This window comes from Maribacter sp. 6B07 (assembly GCF_002700155.1).
Classification (GTDB): Bacteria; Bacteroidota; Bacteroidia; order Flavobacteriales; family Flavobacteriaceae; genus Maribacter; species Maribacter dokdonensis.
In genome coordinates, this window is sequence record NZ_PDUT01000002.1 from 1 (window position 1) to 16928 (window position 16928).

Annotated in this window: 20 protein-coding genes and 1 other RNA gene; 9 read left to right on the top strand and 12 right to left on the bottom strand. The window is 34.5% G+C overall.

Annotated elements, in window-relative coordinates:
- Positions 1 to 323 precede the first annotated feature (323 nt).
- Positions 324 to 956, top strand: coding sequence for a hemolysin III family protein (locus tag CSC80_RS09800; protein ID WP_099191495.1), 633 nt, complete (start codon positions 324 to 326; stop codon positions 954 to 956).
- A 31-nt stretch (positions 957 to 987) separates the two neighbouring features.
- On the opposite strand, the gene CSC80_RS09805 is transcribed toward CSC80_RS09800, so the two are convergent.
- Complete coding sequence (locus CSC80_RS09805; protein WP_074672986.1) at positions 988 to 1413, bottom strand: DUF4268 domain-containing protein; 426 nt, start codon at positions 1411 to 1413, stop codon at positions 988 to 990.
- Positions 1414 to 2085, bottom strand: coding sequence for a ZIP family metal transporter (locus CSC80_RS09810; RefSeq protein ID WP_099191497.1), 672 nt, complete (start codon positions 2083 to 2085; stop codon positions 1414 to 1416).
- A 93-nt stretch (positions 2086 to 2178) separates the two neighbouring features.
- Here CSC80_RS09810 and CSC80_RS09815 point away from each other — a divergent pair, with 93 nt between their 5' ends.
- Together CSC80_RS09815 and CSC80_RS09820 are read left to right on the top strand one after the other, a co-directional pair.
- The gene (locus tag CSC80_RS09815; protein ID WP_074672991.1) at positions 2179 to 3348 is read left to right on the top strand and encodes a THUMP domain-containing protein; all 1170 of its coding nucleotides are present in this window, start codon (positions 2179 to 2181) and stop codon (positions 3346 to 3348) included.
- Positions 3345 to 3575, top strand: coding sequence for a hypothetical protein (locus CSC80_RS09820; RefSeq protein WP_099191499.1), 231 nt, complete (start codon positions 3345 to 3347; stop codon positions 3573 to 3575). The genes CSC80_RS09815 and CSC80_RS09820 overlap by 4 nt, the downstream gene beginning before the upstream one ends.
- On the opposite strand, the gene CSC80_RS09825 is transcribed toward CSC80_RS09820, so the two are convergent.
- The 3 genes from CSC80_RS09825 to rlmD are packed head-to-tail and all read right to left on the bottom strand — an operon-like array spanning position 3570 to position 6259.
- A complete protein-coding gene (locus CSC80_RS09825; protein WP_099191501.1) occupies positions 3570 to 4358 on the bottom strand; it encodes a DUF6048 family protein in 789 nt (262 codons plus the stop codon). The two genes, CSC80_RS09820 and CSC80_RS09825, sit on opposite strands and share 6 nt — an antisense overlap.
- Positions 4339 to 4845 (bottom strand): DUF6452 family protein, encoded by a 507-nt coding sequence (locus CSC80_RS09830; protein WP_071341728.1) that lies wholly within the window; start codon positions 4843 to 4845, stop codon positions 4339 to 4341. Before CSC80_RS09830 ends, CSC80_RS09825 begins: the two co-directional genes overlap by 20 nt.
- A 1-nt stretch (position 4846) precedes the next feature.
- Complete coding sequence (gene rlmD / locus CSC80_RS09835; protein ID WP_074672999.1) at positions 4847 to 6259, bottom strand: 23S rRNA (uracil(1939)-C(5))-methyltransferase RlmD; 1413 nt, start codon at positions 6257 to 6259, stop codon at positions 4847 to 4849.
- 218 nt (positions 6260 to 6477) lie between these two features.
- On the opposite strand from rlmD, the gene rocD reads away from it, so the two are divergent.
- Positions 6478 to 7725: an ornithine--oxo-acid transaminase gene (gene rocD, locus CSC80_RS09840; protein WP_058103380.1), complete on the top strand. Its 1248-nt coding sequence runs from the start codon at positions 6478 to 6480 to the stop codon at positions 7723 to 7725.
- A 50-nt stretch (positions 7726 to 7775) separates the two neighbouring features.
- On the opposite strand, the gene CSC80_RS09845 is transcribed toward rocD, so the two are convergent.
- From CSC80_RS09845 to CSC80_RS09855, 3 genes are read right to left on the bottom strand one after another with little or no spacing between them, the layout of a single operon-like run.
- Positions 7776 to 8087, bottom strand: coding sequence for a CCC motif membrane protein (locus CSC80_RS09845; protein WP_074673002.1), 312 nt, complete (start codon positions 8085 to 8087; stop codon positions 7776 to 7778).
- A 4-nt stretch (positions 8088 to 8091) separates the two neighbouring features.
- Positions 8092 to 8418 carry a CCC motif membrane protein gene (locus tag CSC80_RS09850; RefSeq protein ID WP_058103378.1) on the bottom strand — a complete coding sequence of 109 codons (327 nt, stop codon included), beginning with the start codon at positions 8416 to 8418 and terminating at the stop codon, positions 8092 to 8094.
- Positions 8419 to 8433: 15 nt separating this feature from the next.
- Complete coding sequence (locus CSC80_RS09855; protein WP_058103377.1) at positions 8434 to 8739, bottom strand: DUF2752 domain-containing protein; 306 nt, start codon at positions 8737 to 8739, stop codon at positions 8434 to 8436.
- Positions 8740 to 8798: 59 nt separating this feature from the next.
- On the opposite strand from CSC80_RS09855, the gene CSC80_RS09860 reads away from it, so the two are divergent.
- The gene (locus CSC80_RS09860) at positions 8799 to 9341 is read left to right on the top strand and encodes a Smr/MutS family protein (RefSeq protein ID WP_099191502.1); all 543 of its coding nucleotides are present in this window, start codon (positions 8799 to 8801) and stop codon (positions 9339 to 9341) included.
- Between the two features lie 4 nt (positions 9342 to 9345).
- Here CSC80_RS09860 and CSC80_RS09865 read toward each other — a convergent pair whose 3' ends face one another.
- Positions 9346 to 9855: a hypothetical protein gene (locus tag CSC80_RS09865; protein ID WP_091605557.1), complete on the bottom strand. Its 510-nt coding sequence runs from the start codon at positions 9853 to 9855 to the stop codon at positions 9346 to 9348.
- Positions 9856 to 9958: 103 nt separating this feature from the next.
- Between CSC80_RS09865 and CSC80_RS09870 the strand changes: the two genes are divergently transcribed.
- The gene (locus tag CSC80_RS09870; RefSeq protein WP_074673010.1) at positions 9959 to 11104 is read left to right on the top strand and encodes a cysteine desulfurase family protein; all 1146 of its coding nucleotides are present in this window, start codon (positions 9959 to 9961) and stop codon (positions 11102 to 11104) included.
- On the opposite strand, the gene CSC80_RS09875 is transcribed toward CSC80_RS09870, so the two are convergent.
- From CSC80_RS09875 to CSC80_RS09885, 3 genes are read right to left on the bottom strand one after another with little or no spacing between them, the layout of a single operon-like run.
- Positions 11105 to 11758 (bottom strand): hypothetical protein, encoded by a 654-nt coding sequence (locus tag CSC80_RS09875; protein WP_058103373.1) that lies wholly within the window; start codon positions 11756 to 11758, stop codon positions 11105 to 11107. It abuts the gene before it with no gap.
- Between the two features lie 9 nt (positions 11759 to 11767).
- Positions 11768 to 14233, bottom strand: a complete 2466-nt coding sequence (locus CSC80_RS09880; RefSeq protein ID WP_099191504.1) for a TonB-dependent receptor — start codon at positions 14231 to 14233, stop codon at positions 11768 to 11770.
- Between the two features lie 5 nt (positions 14234 to 14238).
- Positions 14239 to 15930, bottom strand: a complete 1692-nt coding sequence (locus tag CSC80_RS09885) for a M23 family metallopeptidase (protein ID WP_099191506.1) — start codon at positions 15928 to 15930, stop codon at positions 14239 to 14241.
- 198 nt (positions 15931 to 16128) lie between these two features.
- On the opposite strand from CSC80_RS09885, the gene CSC80_RS09890 reads away from it, so the two are divergent.
- The 3 genes from CSC80_RS09890 (at position 16129) to ssrS (ending at position 16896) form a co-directional block, all read left to right on the top strand.
- Positions 16129 to 16419 carry a hypothetical protein gene (locus CSC80_RS09890; protein ID WP_058103370.1) on the top strand — a complete coding sequence of 97 codons (291 nt, stop codon included), beginning with the start codon at positions 16129 to 16131 and terminating at the stop codon, positions 16417 to 16419.
- Between the two features lie 13 nt (positions 16420 to 16432).
- Entirely contained in the window at positions 16433 to 16729 is a 297-nt protein-coding gene (locus CSC80_RS09895; protein ID WP_099191508.1) for a cell division protein ZapA, read from the top strand.
- Positions 16730 to 16785: 56 nt separating this feature from the next.
- Positions 16786 to 16896: non-coding RNA, 6S RNA (gene ssrS, locus CSC80_RS09900), on the top strand.
- Positions 16897 to 16928 lie beyond the last annotated feature (32 nt).

Sequence of the window (16928 nt, forward strand, 5' to 3'; positions counted from 1 at the left end):
TATCCCTAAACGTGTGCGCTTCCGAGCTTACGGGGCCCACCCCTTACCATTCCGAACAGGGAAGTTAAGACCGTTTGCGCCGATGGTACTGCTATACCAAGTGGGAGAGTAGGTAGCCGCCTTTTTCGAAAGCCCCTTACAGTAATGTAAGGGGCTTTTTTTATACCCTAATTGGAAAGTCAAGGATTACCAAAATATCTTTTCAATAATTACCTTAGCATTATCAGATATTATTTAATAGACTTAATTTTGGTGCAAATAGATAATAAGTAATGCTATATGTGCCAAAAGCATATGATAAGGATTAAGTTAAAATAATCGTTATGCCATATCTAAATTCGTTAGAAAAGGAAGAAAAATTTAATACCATTTCTCATGGTGTTGGTGCCGTATTGGCAATGGTAGGTATGATTGTTTTAATCAACGCTAATAGTCATAAATCGGTATATGCTACATTTGCTATTATTATTTACAGTATATCCTTAATTAGTATGTTAACAGTGTCTACAATCTATCACGCTGTTGAAAATAGAATTTGGAAACTAAGGACCAGAATTCTTGATCATATTAATATATACTATCTAATTGCCGGAACATATACTCCTGTGGCACTTATAACTCTTATTAACGGCAATGGATGGTTGATATTTGGAACGGTATGGGTAATTGCAGCTGTGGGGACTATTTTAAAATTGTTTTTTACCGGTAAGTTTGAAATTATATCATTGTTGCTATACTTAGCTATGGGATGGTTGATTGTATTCGATTTTCAAAATTTAATAGATAATACGTCAGAAAATGGAATTAATTTACTTATGCTAGGTGGTGCTTTCTATACTATTGGGATAATTTTTTATGCCGTTAGAAGAATCCCCTATAATCATTTCATATGGCATCTTTTTGTCCTGTGCGGTGCAATAAGCCATTGGTTTTTCATCTATCTAGATGTAGTCTAATTAGTCTAATAGATTCAACAATAGAATGTAATTATGAATCTATGATGTCTTTATACTCTTCATAAAACCTTTCTATCTGTAGCATGTTCTGGTTTAAGAATTCCATCGTTTCTCTCCAAGTATTCTTGTTGTGTATAGATACATGGTTTAGCTCTACATAAATTCTTGATATCTCTTTTTTGTTTTCTAGTAAATAGAAATCTTCGAAGATAGCTTCATGTAAATATTCATTTAGTAAAATTGATTTTAGGGCAACTAATTTATCCCATACTCTTATTCGTTGTTCAAAATCTGAATCTACATCTATAGACACTATAGCCCTTTTTAAATCAAAATGAAATTTAAAAGATAATCCCTTAACTTCAGTTTTATATAAAGTCCATTTATTTGGAAAGGATTTTCCAAATGCAATCCAAAATTCTTCTCGTAGTTTTCTCGATTCTTCTTTACTGAACATTTATAAATAATAAGCAATGGTTATACCTAGTATAATTACCAAAAGTTTTCGAAGATTGAATTTATGACCTTCAGAACTTTCAAATAAAATTACTGTTGATATATGTAAGAATACGCCAATTACGAAAGCATTTAAATACATGCCGTACCTTGATAGAATAGTTGTTGTATGGGCTAATAAAGTGCCGATAGGAGTCATTACGGAAAATAATAGCATAAAAAAAGCAGCATGTAGTGGCTTAATGTTTGAGCCTAAAAGAAAAATGCTTAAGATTATTGCAATTGGAATTTTGTGAATTAATATACCATATATGATGGTGTCATTTGTGCCTATTGGAAGACCTTCTAGCAATGAATGTATACAAAGACTAAAAAATAGTAACCAAGGAAAGTTCTGACTTTCCTTGGAAATGTGCACATGGCCGTGTTCAGCTCCTTTTGAGAAAAACTCTAAGAAAATTTGAAATAGTATGCCCAACATAATAAAAACACCAATAGATTTTGGGTTGGTATTTGCATATACCTCCGGTAACATTTCAAAAATTGTTAGGGCTAACAGAAATGCTCCACTAAAAGCTAATAAAAGTTTAAAGGACTCATTTTTTTTGGGTTTTGCAACAACCACAAAAAGAAAACTGATAAGCACTCCTAGAATAGGTAATATATAAATCATGTGTTGCTGATAAACCTTTTATAAAAGGAAATAGGTCATAAATTAAACAGGCGTCAAAATTAGCGTATTTTTGTGGTTCGAGAAAAAATGAATATGGGTAATAATTTTAAGATGGTCGCTAAGACCTTATTCGGATTTGAGGAACTTTTATCTAAAGAGCTAAGAAATCTTGGTGCAAGTAATGTTGTTGAAGGTGTTAGAAATGTATCTTTTGAAGGAGATAACGGATTTATGTATAAGGCTAATCTTTGCTTGCGTACCGCAATTAAAATAATTAAACCTATACATTCATTTAGAGTTAGGGATGAAAATGATCTTTATAAGAAAATCTATGCAATGGACTGGACGGAATATCTTTCTGTCAGTGAAACTTTTGCAATAGATGCTACGGTAAATTCAGATCAGTTTACGCATTCTTTGTACGTGTCTCAAAAAACTAAAGATGCTATTGTAGATAAGTTTAGAGATACTGATGGTACTAGGCCAGATGTTGATGTTAAGGATCCAGATTTACGTATTAATATTCATATTCACAATAATGAATGTAATGTATCATTGGATAGTTCTGGTTATTCATTACATAAAAGAGGGTACCGTACCGCTACTAATATTGCTCCTATTAACGAGGTGCTTGCTTCAGGTTTACTTTTGTTAAGTGGTTGGGACGGTCAATGTGATTTTATGGATCCTATGTGTGGTAGTGGTACTATGCTGACAGAAGCGGCTATGATAGCATGCAATATACCTGCAAATATTAATAGAAAGAGTTTTGCTTTTGAAAAATGGACAGATTTTGATGCTGAGCTATATGAGAAGATTGTAGAATCTAGTTTGAAGAAAACAAGAGAGTTTCATTATAAGATTATTGGATATGATAAAGCACCTTCTGCAGTGAGAAAGGCACAGGATAATATAGAAAATGCTCATTTAGAGGATTATATTACCGTTGAAAGAAAAGATTTTTTCAGAACTACCAAACAAACCGAGGGAACTTTACATATGTGTTTTAACCCTCCTTATGGCGAACGTTTGGATATAGAGATGGAAAATTTTTATAGTGCTATTGGAGATACTTTAAAACAGGGATATCCAGGAACCAATGCTTGGTTTGTAACTAGTAATTTACCTGCCTTGAAATTTGTGGGTTTACGGCCGTCTAGAAAAATAAAGGTTTTTAATAGTCACCTAGAATCTAGATTGGTAAAATACGAGATGTATGAAGGTAGTAAAAAAGCTAAACATCAAAACAGAACTGAGAAATGAAATTAAAACACAAAGTGTTAGTATTTAATTTTTTAGCTTTCGCAATACTTTTTATTGTTTTCCGTGTTGTATTGTTTATGACTTTAACAATTAGTTCAATTTATTTATCTGTAATTGCCGCAATTTTAGCATCATTTTTAGCCCCTAAGTTTGCTGTGGCCAAAATTGAAAGTGTTGAAAAAATTGTAATGAAATGGATTTTTACCAAAGGGTTTAAGGTTTTATAAACCTTCGTTCTGTCTTGGTGGTGGACCTTGGGGTTCGGTTGAACTTTCAACTTTTTTCTTTGCTTTGTTCTTCTTTTTGTAAAGAGACAAGAAGTATGAGATGCTGAAGTTGTATCCAACACCAAAATTACTATCCCAAGTAACTTTATTAAAGCCGGGAACCCATAGGTTTGGAAAACGTTCATCTTCTTTTTGGCTAAGAATGAGTCCTAAGCGCACACTAGCGCCAACATACACATTATGTAATAATTCTACTTTAGTACCAAATACACCTTCTAGCCAGGTTGCTGAAAGCCCTGAGAAGTTCTCGGGAGTATCAGAACCATTGGCGAAATCATCCGGATTCCAGTATCTATTGGTGTCAAAATACTGGTAGTTATTTAAAGTATTGTCAAACGTACTGAATGCCAATCTACCTCCTATGTAAATCAGGTTACGTTCACCATACCAATTTGCATAGTTGTTTTTGTTGACCCCTATCTTAATGTAGTTTCCTGAAGTTGTAAAATTGTAAAGATCTTCTTGTCTTGTTTTTTCTTCACTACCTAATTCTGCCGCTAAATACAAATTTTGTGTTAGTCGGTAATCGGCTACAATTTCAAACCCTGTATAATTATCATCTAACGAACCAGTGATTATCCTACTTAAATCTATACCTAATCTAAGTCCATAATATTGTTTGTGTTCAACCGTGTCTTTAGGGTTAAGGTCTATAGGTTTATTTTGACCTAATACGGTAACCGTAGTTAAAAGTACTATAAGACTAATGAAATATCTTGACATGTGTAGAATCTGAGTTGGTGACTAAAGACTGTGTGATTTCTATATCTTGAATCCAATTATCGGTATCCGCTGTTACATTTGCTGTTAGTTCATCATAATTGACAATAAAACCGCATCCGCGTGAAAGAAAATCTTCAATTCTGGAATAAGAGAAATTAATGGTGTCCAGGTTTCCTGTTTCGGCACCATCATCATCAGACGCTGAGCTATTAATTAATATAAAGCTAGTACTGTCTTCATCTGTTTTTAGTGGTATGGAAATAGTGCTCAAATTGCTGCGGTCTGTAACCGTATTTACGGTTATTGTTTGTCCTACACCAACAACCCTTAAAGTTGGAACTTCTTTTAAGGTGGATGTATCTTCGGCGTCGTAAAATTCTATGACCAGCAAAGGAGTGTCACCTTCTACGCAGATATCATCTTTTTCACAAGATGAGATAAAGATTATTCCTAATAATAGTAGTAACCCGATGTGAATTTTTTTCATTTTAGGCTTTCTTTTCTAAAAGTACAACATTTTCTACATGATGCGTTTGCGGAAACATGTCTACAGGCTGAACCTTTGTAATGGTATACATCTCCTTCATCAGTTCTAAGTCTCTTGCTTGTGTGGCGCTATTGCAACTCACATAAACTACTTTTTTAGGCGCAATGTTCAATATTTGCTGTACTACATCTTTATGCATGCCATCACGAGGTGGGTCTGTAATAATAACATCTGGCACACCGTTTTGAGCAATAAACTGTTCATTGAAAACATTTTTCATATCGCCTACAAAAAAATCTACGTTTTCAATTCTGTTTCGCTCTGCATTTGCCTTGGCATCTAAAATAGCTTCTGGGACAGATTCAATTCCAATTACTTTTTTAGCTTTTTTTGAAACAAATTGAGCAATGGTTCCTGTGCCTGTATATAAATCATATACCAATTCATCACCTTTTAAATCTGCAAAATTTCTGGTGATCTTATATAACTCATATGCTTGTTCTGAATTCGTTTGATAAAAAGATTTGGCGTTTATCTTAAACTTCAAGCCTTCCATTTCTTCGAATATATGGTCTCTACCAGAAAAACAGATAATTTCTTGATCGTATATGGTATCATTCTGTTTTGGATTGATTACATATAACAAAGATGTTATCTCTGGGAATGTTTTAGAAAGATGATTTAACAGCAACTCCCTTTTCTCTTTGTCATTTTCAAAGAATTGTACCAAAACCATAATTTCGCCAATAGATGATGTTCGTAACATTAATGTACGTAACATTCCATATTGGTTTCTTGGATTAAAAAAGGTTAATCCATTTTCAATCGCAAATCTTTTTGTTTCTAAACGAATTGCGTTTGATGGGTCTTTTTGAAGATGACATTTTTTAATGTCCAATATTTTATCCCACATGCCTGGTATATGAAAACCCAAGGCATTTTTGTTGTCAATTTGTTGATCAGATTGAATTTCGTCAAGAGTTAGCCAACGGCTATCGGAAAACGAAAATTCCATTTTATTTCTGTAAAAATATTGTTGCTCTGAACCAAGTATTGGTGTAAGCTCTGGTAAATCTAAATGCCCAATTCTTTTAAGATTGTTTTCTACTTCTTTTTGCTTATAAAAAAGTTGATGCTCATAGCCCATATCTTGCCACTTACAACCACCACATACATTAAAATGCTGACAAACTGGATCAACCCTTTTGTCGGAAAGACTATGGAAATTGATCGCAGTGCCTTCAAAATAAGCTTTTCGCTTTTTAGTGGTTTGTACATCTACCACATCACCTGGTACAGTGTTGTTCAGGAAAATTACTCTACCATCTGGAGCTTTACCTATGGTTTTGCCTTTGGCAGCAGCATCGGTAACGGTTACATTTTCAAAAACTAAACGTTTCTTCTTTTTTCGCATAGCGCAAAAATAATGGGTTTCTTTGGATTGGGAATATAGTTAGTGATAGTATTAACAAGATATTGAAACGTTTTAGCGTAAATTTTATGATTCATATTATAAATTTGTACTTTTGAAATTCTACAAGGATGATTTCTCTCCCACGCTGAATTTTCGACTCTTCGAAAGGAAAAAGGTATAGAAGGAATTGCTAAAGTTTTATTTAAAGTAATTTTATCATGTCAATTTTAGAAAACATCACATCTTCTAAAGATGCTATTGCATTAGAAGATAAACACGGAGCACACAATTATCACCCATTACCTGTTGTATTAAGCAAAGGTGAAGGTGTTTATGTATGGGACGTTGAAGGTAAAAAGTATTATGATTTTCTCTCTGCGTATTCTGCAGTTAACCAAGGTCATTGTCATCCAAAGATTGTTAATGCAATGACAGAACAGGCAAAGACCCTTACCTTGACCTCAAGGGCATTTTATAATGATATGCTTGGCAAGTATGAAAAATATGCTACGGAAACTTTTCATTTTGATAAGTTGTTGCCTATGAATACCGGTGCTGAAGCTGTTGAAACGGCACTAAAAATTTGTAGAAAATGGGCGTATGAGGAAAAAGGAATTGTAGAGAACAATGCTGAAATTGTTGTTTGTGAGAATAATTTTCATGGACGAACAACTACTATAATTTCTTTTTCTAACGATCCTGTTGCCCGAAAGAATTTTGGACCGTATACAGACGGATTTATTAAAATAGAGTATGATAATCTTTCGGCTCTAGAAGAAGTTTTAAAATCAAACACGAATGTTGCAGGTTTTTTAGTGGAACCTATACAAGGTGAAGCAGGAGTTTACGTGCCTTCTGAAGGTTATTTAAGCGGAGCCAAAGCATTATGCGAGAAGTATAATGTACTATTTATTGCAGATGAAGTACAAACCGGTATCGCTAGAACCGGTAAAATGATCGCTGTAGATTATGAAGAGGTAAAACCAGATATTCTTATTTTAGGTAAGGCATTATCAGGAGGTGCATACCCAGTTTCTGCTGTTTTAGCAGATGATAGGATTATGGGAGTTATTAGACCAGGTAACCATGGAAGTACTTTTGGAGGTAACCCTATAGCGGCTGCTGTTGCCATAGCTGCTTTAGAGGTGGTAAAGGAAGAAAAGTTAGCCGAAAATGCTTTTGAACTTGGTGAACTTTTTAGAGATGAACTTAATAAGTTTATTCCACATACAGATTTGGTAAATAGTGTTCGTGGTAAAGGTTTATTAAATGCTATACTTATTAACGACAGTGAAGATAGTTCTACTGCATGGGATATTTGCATGGCACTTAAAGAAAATGGTTTGCTTGCTAAACCTACACACGGTAACATTATAAGATTTGCACCGCCATTGGTGATGACAAAAGAACAGCTTTTGGATTGTGTTTCAATTATAATAAAAACACTGAAAGAGTTTAAAAATTAATAATAAAAAAATCCCCGATGTAAGTCGGGGATTTTTTTTGATTATTGCTTTTATTGAAAATCTGCAGTAGTAAATAATGCGATGATCAATCCAAAATAAAGAATACAAAATATCAGATAAATTAGCGATAATGCTAAACCAATATAAGAGAGAATTCTTCCCGTATTAATATTTTCGTATCCTCTATAATTACCAGGGTTTGTTTCAAAATAACGCTTTGCGTTTTTTGCATTGCTCAAACCTATAAAGCTGAATATAGCCCCAAAAGGACCACAGCAGAAAAGGGTTAAAACAATAGATAAAATGCCAAAAGTTAATGCGTTACTAGAGCCTGGTATTTGTTGATATTCGGAATTGTTCATTTAATTATTGTGAATATTGTTCAGACATAATTCTAACTTGTTCCATATATGCATCCCAACCTCCAATGCTCATTATACCATAGATAGAATATGCTAAATATAAAATCCCTAATACCAAAACGACAATTGAAATGGTTTTAGTCGTTTTTAAGGTACTGTAGTTGGAATAGTTTTCCGGATTTTCCTTGTATAGTTTTTCGTCTTTTGATGCTAAGAAAAATGCTATCCCGCCTAAAATAATACCAGGTAGCCCGCCTATACAACAGCAGACAAATCCTATAATAGAAAGAACTAAGGCTATTGTTACGTTGGGTAATTTTTGTTGTTCCATAATGTAAAGGTTTAATTAAATGAATTTTAAAATGTAATTGGTTAATATAAAACCTACGGTACATACCGCAAGAGTAATGGTAATATGATTAGAATATTTAATGGGAAAAAATTTGTTGACTCCTAAGAAGGTAAATAATGCTAGCATAGGGTAAATTGCAGGATACATTAAAAATGCGGAAACAAATTCGCCCTTGCTCAAAAATAATAAAGAACGTTGCAATCCACATCCAGGGCAATCTACACCAAGCAACTGTTTAGTAAAACAGGGAAGCATAAAATTTTCCAATGCTAAAAAAAGAATTAATGCCTTTACGCGCATCTGTAAATTAATTAATAGTCGGAAAATTACCATTATTTTTGTGTTTACAAAACAAAAACATGTCTCAATTTAAGATTGGCGATACCGTAGAAACTATAGATGATGTTATAAAAGGCGTTGTCGAATCTGTAATTGATGATACTGTTACACTCATAAGTGAAGACGGTTTTCCTTTAACATTTGCAGCTCGTGAACTTGTATTGGTTTCTAATGAGATAAAGGTTAGTAATTATGAAGTTGCCAAGGTTAAAAAAGAAAAGGAATTACCAAAGCGAAGAAAAACGAGCGTTCTAAAACCAAAAGAGCGTACTGCACCCAAAATGGAAGTTGACCTCCATATTAATCAGCTTGTTAAAAATCCTAAATCTATGGGCAAGTTTGATATGCTGAATCTACAATTAGATACCGCTAAAAGACAATTGGATTTTGCCATAAACAAACGTATTCAAAAAATAGTATTTATTCATGGTGTGGGTGAAGGCGTCTTAAAGGAAGAACTAGGTTATTTATTCAGAAAATATGACAACGTTAAATTTTATGACGCGGACTACCAAAAATATGGCTTGGGCGCTACAGAGGTATATATTTTCCAGAATTATTAATTAGTTACTCTGTAGATGTGGTTACCGTACCAAATTCATTGATCTGTAAATCTGTAATTCTACTACCGTTCTCATTTAAGAAGGTAACACCGCTTAGTTGAACCAAATGACTAAAAGTTACATTGTCTTCTGATGCGGTTGTGGTTATTATGATGCTACCTCCTGTGGCTTCAATTTCCTCAAGCACAGTTGGTGTAAGTGGTGGTGGCGAGTCGCAAAAATATGCACTTGTCACTGTTTCGGAAAAAATTCGATAACTGATTTGAGAGTTTCCAGGAACTGCACTTTCTATACTGGTAGTAGAAGCTTCATTTTTTAAAAGCCCGCTTGGTAAAGTCAATATCAAAGCTTCATCTCCATTTATCTTGAACAAAACATTTTCTGTAGATGCTGAAATAGTATTGCATGATTGTACGGTTTCTATACTATCAAAATCAACGGTTTCTATTTGTAAGTCACCATCGTTACATCCAAAGAACAAAATGGAACAACCAATTAAAAGGTATTTTTTCATAGGTCAAATTTAATTTAAAATTTGGAAAACCTTCCTTTGCTTAAGGGTCATTTATAGGTTAATTAACTATTTTTGCGCTTTATTTATATAAGAATGCACATATATGAAACATGTATATTTAGATAACGCCGCAACAACTCAAGTACATTCTAACGTTATTGCCAAAATGCAAGAAGCCTTGGCTACCTATGGTAACCCATCTTCTACGCATAGTTTTGGTAGAACCGCTAAAACAGCTATTGAAAGCGCGCGTAAAACCATTGCTAAATATATGAATGCCCAACCTTCTGAAATAATATTTACTTCTGGTGGTACCGAGGCGGATAATATGATTCTAAGATGTGCCGTACGTGATTTAGGGGTTACGACTATTATTACGACAAGAATAGAGCACCATGCTGTTTTGCATACCGTAGAAGAATTGGAGGAGAAAGGGCTAATAAAATTATTATATGTTGATCTTGATGCCTATGGAAATCCAGATTTAGCACATTTAGAATCTTTATTGCAAAAAGATGATTCTAAAAAATTGGTGAGCCTAATGCATGTTAATAATGAAATTGGGAATAAGATAGACTTAGAGGCAATTACCCTATTAAGCAAAAAGTATGGGGCTTTGGTGCATTCTGATACTGTACAATCTTTAGGACATTATAATTGGGATGTAAAAGCTTTTCCTATTGATTTTTTGGCTGCTGCAGCTCATAAATTTCATGGTCCAAAAGGTGTTGGTTTTGCTTTTATTCGAAAAAATTCTGGTCTTGGGTGTATGATTTCGGGCGGTTCTCAAGAAAGAGGCTTACGGGCAGGAACAGAATCATTCCATAACATTGTAGGTTTGGAAGAGGCTTTTAAACATGCCTATGACAATTTGGACACAGAAAAGAAATATGTAGAAGATTTAAAGTCTTATTTTATAGATCAGGTGAAGTCTGCTATACCAGGTGCCAAATTTAACGGACACTCTGGAGATTTGGAAAAAAGTACTTATACCTTAGTTAATGTTTGCTTGCCAATTGAAGAAGAAAAGGCTATGCTACTGCTATTTAATTTAGATATGAAAGGTATTGCTTGTTCTAAAGGTAGTGCTTGCCAATCTGGTAGTGATATGGGCTCTCATGTACTAACACAAATTCTAAATGATGAAGATATGAAAAAGCCTTCTGTTCGTTTTTCATTTTCAACGTACAATACAAAAGAAGATATTGATTATACCGTCAATGTTCTTAAAGAAATAATTGAAGCGTAATTAGCTCTTGTTTCTATCGCGTTTTCGCTCTCTTTCGTACGGGAATTTTCTAATAGCTAATTTCATCATTCGATCAATAAGATCGGTAGTGTTTTTACCTGTCTTTTTATTTATTTCTTTTTCATACTTCCATAGAAGTTTGCCGGTATTGCCATCACTGATCTTTATACCTATTCTTCCATAATTGGCACCGCCAGAGAAGTAATCCGTAAAACTGAATTCTGTAGGTACTCCGTTGGACAATAGTATATTTAGATCTAACGTACCGCTTATGATACCATCTACACCCAATATTTCACTTAACTCTTTGGTGGTGTATACATCAATATTCTCATAGCTTATATTTTTCTTAGCTAATATTGCAGCGGTGTTTTCTATGTTTTGAAAGGTTACCGGTAATTTTTTCTTTTTACTTCGTTTAGAAAAATAGGTTTCAAGGGCATTTTGTACAGCATACCCTTCATTTTCTTCTAATCTCTTTTGTTCAGATTTAGATACTTTCTCATTAAGATCTAAATTGGTGAGAAAAGGTATGATCGCCAAAACCTGATGGTCTTCACTTAAGTGGTCAAAATTTGGACTCTCGTAAATGTTCTTTTGGGCTACGACTGTTAGGGTAGAAGTAAGTGCTATTAAGAAAAGTAATCTTTTCATTTTTGTTTTTTATAGGCGAATTCCCAGTCTTAAATTTAATACTCTAGATGTAAGGTAGTTTGGAACGGCAAATTCATTTTTGCTATCCGCATCCCTTACCCAAGTATTGGTAATTGAATTCTGATTGTTGAAGAGATTAAAAATTTCAAAACCTAAACTCAATTCTTTAAAACTATGAAGCCAATGTGTACTTGAATATTGTTTGTCCTTGTTTGCAAAAATATAGGAAATTCCCAAATCTGCACGTTTATAATCTCTTAATCTATTTTGAAATATATATGGGTCCGCATAACTAGGAGAACCACCTGGAACACCGGTCTGGTATACCAAATTTAAATACATCTTAAAATCAGGAATGGTGGGTATGTAATCTTGAAAAAGAATGCCAAATTTAAAGCGTTGGTCGGTTGGTCTAGCTATATAACCTCTATTATCTCTATTTTCCTCTGTTTTTAAATAACCTAAACTAACCCAAGATTCGGTACCCGGAACAAAAGCACCATTTAGTCGTACTTCTGCACCGTAGACATAAGCTTCGGTATCATTTGTTGCCGTATACCTAATGCGTACATCTTCTAGTGAATACGGATTTACATTGTTCAATTTTTTGTAGTACGCTTCGCTTATGAGTGTAAACGGACGGTCCCATAATTGAAAACTATATTCATTGCTTGCTACCAAATGAAATGCCTTTTGTGCCTTTACATTAGGTTGTATAGTGCCAGTACTATCTCTTAGTTCCCTGTAAAACGGCGGTTGGTGGTAAATGCCCGTAGAAAGTTTGAACAACATGTCTTTTTCCCAATTTGGTTTAATGGCAAATTGTGCCCTTGGGCTAACTACTGTTTGTGATACCTTATCAACACCGGTACCACTAACTGTCCAATGATGAGAGCGTAATCCTGCATTATAGTAGATATCTGTATTGTTCCAAGTTTTGTGGGTGCCAATTTGAATATAACCAGAAAAACGATTTGTTTTCACAAAGTTTAAAGCACTGAGACCATTATAAGCGACTAAAGGGGCGTCAAACGGTTCTGAAGGCTGGTTGTTCGTGAATTCTGCTCGTGGAGGTCTAATGGAATATCCCGCGGAATCTATAAACTCAGATTCTCTTAGTTGATCTCTTATATCCTCGTGCGTATATTTTACGCCCCATTCCAAAAGCGAGTTGTTTTTGGTGTGGTTCCCTTTATGCTCTAAGTTGAAAATTAGGGCATCGAGGTCGTTTCTTGTTCTATTGAATTGTGACCCAATACCACGAGACGTTAAAACTTGGCCTGCGGTATCGCTATTTAAATTACTATCTATATCGCCCAGTTCATAAGCGGCAATTACATCTGAGTATTCCTCTTCTGTGGTATGATAGATTGATGAAATAAGTTTTATTGTCGTGTTTTCATCTAAAAAATAACTGCCTTTTAAAGCTGCTAAAGCAGTATTGTACTTGTTTGTTTCCTGTCCCTCATAATAAACGATTAAGGCTTGTGGGTTGTCTATAGTGCCAAAATTGGTTTGTCTGTTAATGGGTTCATTCTTGTAATCGTTGACCGAAATATTTCCTAGAAAATTGAATTGAAATTTGGGTGAGACATGGTAGGTTAAATAGCTTTGGACATCAGTGAATGAAGGGTTAAAATTGCTTTGTGTTTGTTGACTGTTTACTAATAATGCATTGTTTCTATAGCGAATTCCTGAAACCGAACTTAACTTTTTGTTTTTAGAGATCGTTTCTAAACTGGCACTAGCGCCCAAAAAACTTAAATCTGCACGCAGGGAAAATAGGGTAGGCGTTTTATACTTAATGTCAAGTACAGAGGACATTTTATCTCCATACTTGGCTTGAAAACCTCCTGCGGAAAATTTTACATTTTGAACAAGGTCGCTATTTACAAAGCTTAACCCTTCTTGCTGCGCAGAACGAATTAAAAATGGTCTGTACACTTCAATTTCATTAACGTAGACCAAATTTTCATCATAGTTACCGCCTCGCACAGCGTATTGGGTACTCAACTCATTGTTAGAAGATACGCCCGGTAATAGTTTCAGTATGGTTTCAACACCAGAATTTGCGCCAGGAATTTTTCTGATTTTTTCTGGGGTAATGTTCAGAATATTATTGGTTGTTCTTTCTCCTGTAGCGGTAACGGTAACACCATCTATTTGGGTGACATCACTTTTTAAAACCGGATTGAATTCAAATGTTTCGTTCGTAGTTAGGATTAAATTTTCAAGAACTACATCTTTAAAGGCTACGTGAGAAAAGGAAATCGTATTTTCCTTATCCGCTATAATTTCCAGAAGGTAAAATCCGTCCGAGTCGGAAATTGTACCCAAATCCTTGGCCGTAATGTTCACATTGGGCAGCGGTTTATTGTTCTCATCTAATACAACACCCGAAATAGTAGCGTTCTGAGCAAAACCAAAGGTGCTGCACAGCAGTATTATAAGGTTTTGTACATTGCTAAGTTTCAATTATTCTATTTTCTATAAAACGAAGTGGTCAAGGTATTTTCATTACCTACATTATCAGTAACGGTAACTTTAAGTACGCATTGCGTTTGGTCAGCAATCTTATCGTCAAAATTATACGTTAGCGTATTACGTTTTGGTTCGTATTCCATTAAAATCCATTCACCGTTTAAAGTTGCCTTGTAAGTATCTACACCACTAAGGTCATCTGCAATTTGAACACTTAGGTATTTATAATTGTTCAACCACTGCTTTTCTTTGAAATTTTTGGTTCTAATGGTTGGTGCAATAGTGTCTTTTGCTAAAGTATAGGTTCCTAAATTACGGGTACGAGTGGTAAATTCATTACCTCGTTTATAGGTGTTTGCGTGGCTAGGTCGTAGTTTAGAGTCTAACCTGGCAATAAATAACTGTTTTTGCTCTTCTTTTGAATATTTGGAAACATCAAAAGTTATTGTGAAATTTCTATGTGCAGGCACCGTATTGGTGTGTATGGTCACCGTGTCTTTTCCTTTTTTTAAGTCGATATAAAAATCTTCATAGAACGTGTTGGCAGGGAAATATACCTTGGCACCGTCCAAATCAAAATTATTAGGTCTTTTTGCTGTAATATAATTATCTGTGGTCATCGTTTCTTTTTTGTTGCCCAAAAGATTTTTCTTTCCAGTAACCGGTATGTTCATAACAAGTTTATTGCCTGCGAAATCCTTGATCAATAGTTTTGCGTTGTAGCTTAGACCTTCGTTAACCTTAATTTTTCCGTCATTGAACAATTCTTTATAAATACTTAAATTGTTACCTGGGGATTTAAAACTTTTTTGAATGCGCTGCCTATTTCTGCCATAGTAATCATAGTCTATTAAGGTGTTGATATACCTGGTTTCACCAAAGGAGAACGATTCAAAATCGTATAACGAGTACACTTTACCGTTAACACTGAGTTCTACACTGTAAACGCCATTTTTATTAGCGGCCATATCCAATCGGTCAAAGCCAACAAAGCCTATGCCAATATCACCGAGCGCAGTTACGTCATCTGCTAAAAAAGAGCCATCACTTTGTCTTTTGAAATTGACTTGGGTTCTGCTATAATTACCGTTTACATGAGATTGATCGGTTAGTGGGTACACAAATAGCTTCTCTAAAATCGGGTTAGTGGCATCTGCAACATCCATACCGTAGAGTAGCGGGTTGGTAGGTTTTTCAGAAATACTACTTCTTATCTCAAAATGCAAGTGCGGACCGGCAGAACCACCAGTGTTTCCGCTATAGGCAATTAGTTCTCCCTTTGAGACCTTTAATTCCCCATAGTCGGGAAAAACTTCTACCTCAAATGATTTTTTATCGTATTGTATTTTTTTGATGTATTCTTCAATGTATGGGGAAAATTTTTGAAGATGCCCGTAAACAGAAGTATAGCCGTTAGGGTGTGCAATGTATAATACCTTACCATAGCCCCAAAGAGAAACTTTAATTCTAGTTATTGTTCCATCACCAATTGAATTTATAGGAATACCTTCTCTTTGCTGTGTTTTTATGTCAACGCCAGAGTGAAAGTGATTAGAACGCAGCTCGCCAAAAGTACCTGCCAAAATGATAGGTATGTCCATAGGTGGCGCAAAAACTCCTTTTGGATAATCTTTTTGTGCAAAAAGGGCAAAACAAAATAAAAAAAGCAGGCTTGTTGAGATTTTTTTCATAGGTAGAATGCAATACTGCGAAAATAAATAATCATTGACAATTCTATGAAGAACATGCCGCTAAAATTAATATAAAGTAAAAGCGTTTTGCATAAGCAAAAATCAATTAAGATTTTATGAACTACGAATATTTCACAAAACTATTGCTAAGTCATAATATGTATGTTAACTTTGTGTAAATCGCATTGACGGTAATGTATGAGCGAATTAATTAAAATCGTTGATTCTTTAGAAAATAAAATTAGCAAGCTGTTGCATAAACTTGAGGTTTTGAACAATGCTAATATTGAATTGGAAAGAGAATTACGTACAATAAAATCTTCTCAAGAGAACGCTAGTAAAACAGTTTCTGAATGGGAAGAAAAATATAATTCGCTTAAACTTGCAAACTCAATGCTTGGCAGTAATACCAATAAAACAGAAGCTAAGCTTAAAATAAATACATTAATACGAGAGTTGGACCATTGTATAGCCCAATTATCGGAGTAATGTTTATAATAATATGTCAGATAAGCTCAAAATAAAACTTTCTATTGCTGATAGGGTATATCCATTAACAATTGATCCCTCTCAAGAAGAAGGCTTGCGCAAAGCGGCCAAGAACATAGAACAGTTGGTTAAAAAATTTGAGCAGAACTATGCAGTTAGGGACAAACAAGATGTATTGGCAATGTGCGCCTTACAATTTGCGTCTAAAATTGAACAGAATGGCATAGAGCAAGTAGAGGGTACCAAAGAAGCTGAAGAACGTTTAAAAGCGCTTGAAGACTTGGTAAATTCTAAATTAGCTTTTAAATAAAAACGTTCTTATAAATACATTAAGTTACTGCCCACATTGGTAATACCTTTTGACAAACTCAACATTTATTTTTTTTAAAAAGGGTGAGTTTAGATTGTAAAAGCAGGCCCTACTCGTATAGGGATCCTTGATCAGTCTGTTAGCCCTAAACCTGTTTACCGGAGTTTGATCAAAACTTCTCCAATGTGGGCTTTTTTTT

Excerpts from the sequence above, each read along its gene's own strand:
- CSC80_RS09860 (WP_099191502.1), top strand. The coding sequence starts at position 8,799 with ATGTCTCAATTTAAGATTGGCGATACCGTAGAAACTATAGATGATGTT.
- CSC80_RS09810 (WP_099191497.1), bottom strand. The coding sequence starts at position 2,085 with ATGATTTATATATTACCTATTCTAGGAGTGCTTATCAGTTTTCTTTTT.
- CSC80_RS09865 (WP_091605557.1), bottom strand. The coding sequence starts at position 9,855 with ATGAAAAAATACCTTTTAATTGGTTGTTCCATTTTGTTCTTTGGATGT.
- CSC80_RS09805 (WP_074672986.1), bottom strand. The coding sequence starts at position 1,413 with ATGTTCAGTAAAGAAGAATCGAGAAAACTACGAGAAGAATTTTGGATT.
- CSC80_RS09890 (WP_058103370.1), top strand. The coding sequence starts at position 16,129 with ATGAGCGAATTAATTAAAATCGTTGATTCTTTAGAAAATAAAATTAGC.
- CSC80_RS09870 (WP_074673010.1), top strand. The coding sequence starts at position 9,959 with ATGAAACATGTATATTTAGATAACGCCGCAACAACTCAAGTACATTCT.
- CSC80_RS09815 (WP_074672991.1), top strand. The coding sequence starts at position 2,179 with ATGGGTAATAATTTTAAGATGGTCGCTAAGACCTTATTCGGATTTGAG.
- CSC80_RS09850 (WP_058103378.1), bottom strand. The coding sequence starts at position 8,418 with ATGGAACAACAAAAATTACCCAACGTAACAATAGCCTTAGTTCTTTCT.
- CSC80_RS09855 (WP_058103377.1), bottom strand. The coding sequence starts at position 8,739 with ATGCGCGTAAAGGCATTAATTCTTTTTTTAGCATTGGAAAATTTTATG.
- CSC80_RS09885 (WP_099191506.1), bottom strand. The coding sequence starts at position 15,930 with ATGAAAAAAATCTCAACAAGCCTGCTTTTTTTATTTTGTTTTGCCCTT.
- rocD (WP_058103380.1), top strand. The coding sequence starts at position 6,478 with ATGTCAATTTTAGAAAACATCACATCTTCTAAAGATGCTATTGCATTA.
- CSC80_RS09845 (WP_074673002.1), bottom strand. The coding sequence starts at position 8,087 with ATGAACAATTCCGAATATCAACAAATACCAGGCTCTAGTAACGCATTA.
- CSC80_RS09800 (WP_099191495.1), top strand. The coding sequence starts at position 324 with ATGCCATATCTAAATTCGTTAGAAAAGGAAGAAAAATTTAATACCATT.
- CSC80_RS09820 (WP_099191499.1), top strand. The coding sequence starts at position 3,345 with ATGAAATTAAAACACAAAGTGTTAGTATTTAATTTTTTAGCTTTCGCA.
- CSC80_RS09825 (WP_099191501.1), bottom strand. The coding sequence starts at position 4,358 with ATGTCAAGATATTTCATTAGTCTTATAGTACTTTTAACTACGGTTACC.
- CSC80_RS09895 (WP_099191508.1), top strand. The coding sequence starts at position 16,433 with ATGTCAGATAAGCTCAAAATAAAACTTTCTATTGCTGATAGGGTATAT.
- CSC80_RS09830 (WP_071341728.1), bottom strand. The coding sequence starts at position 4,845 with ATGAAAAAAATTCACATCGGGTTACTACTATTATTAGGAATAATCTTT.
- CSC80_RS09875 (WP_058103373.1), bottom strand. The coding sequence starts at position 11,758 with ATGAAAAGATTACTTTTCTTAATAGCACTTACTTCTACCCTAACAGTC.
- rlmD (WP_074672999.1), bottom strand. The coding sequence starts at position 6,259 with ATGCGAAAAAAGAAGAAACGTTTAGTTTTTGAAAATGTAACCGTTACC.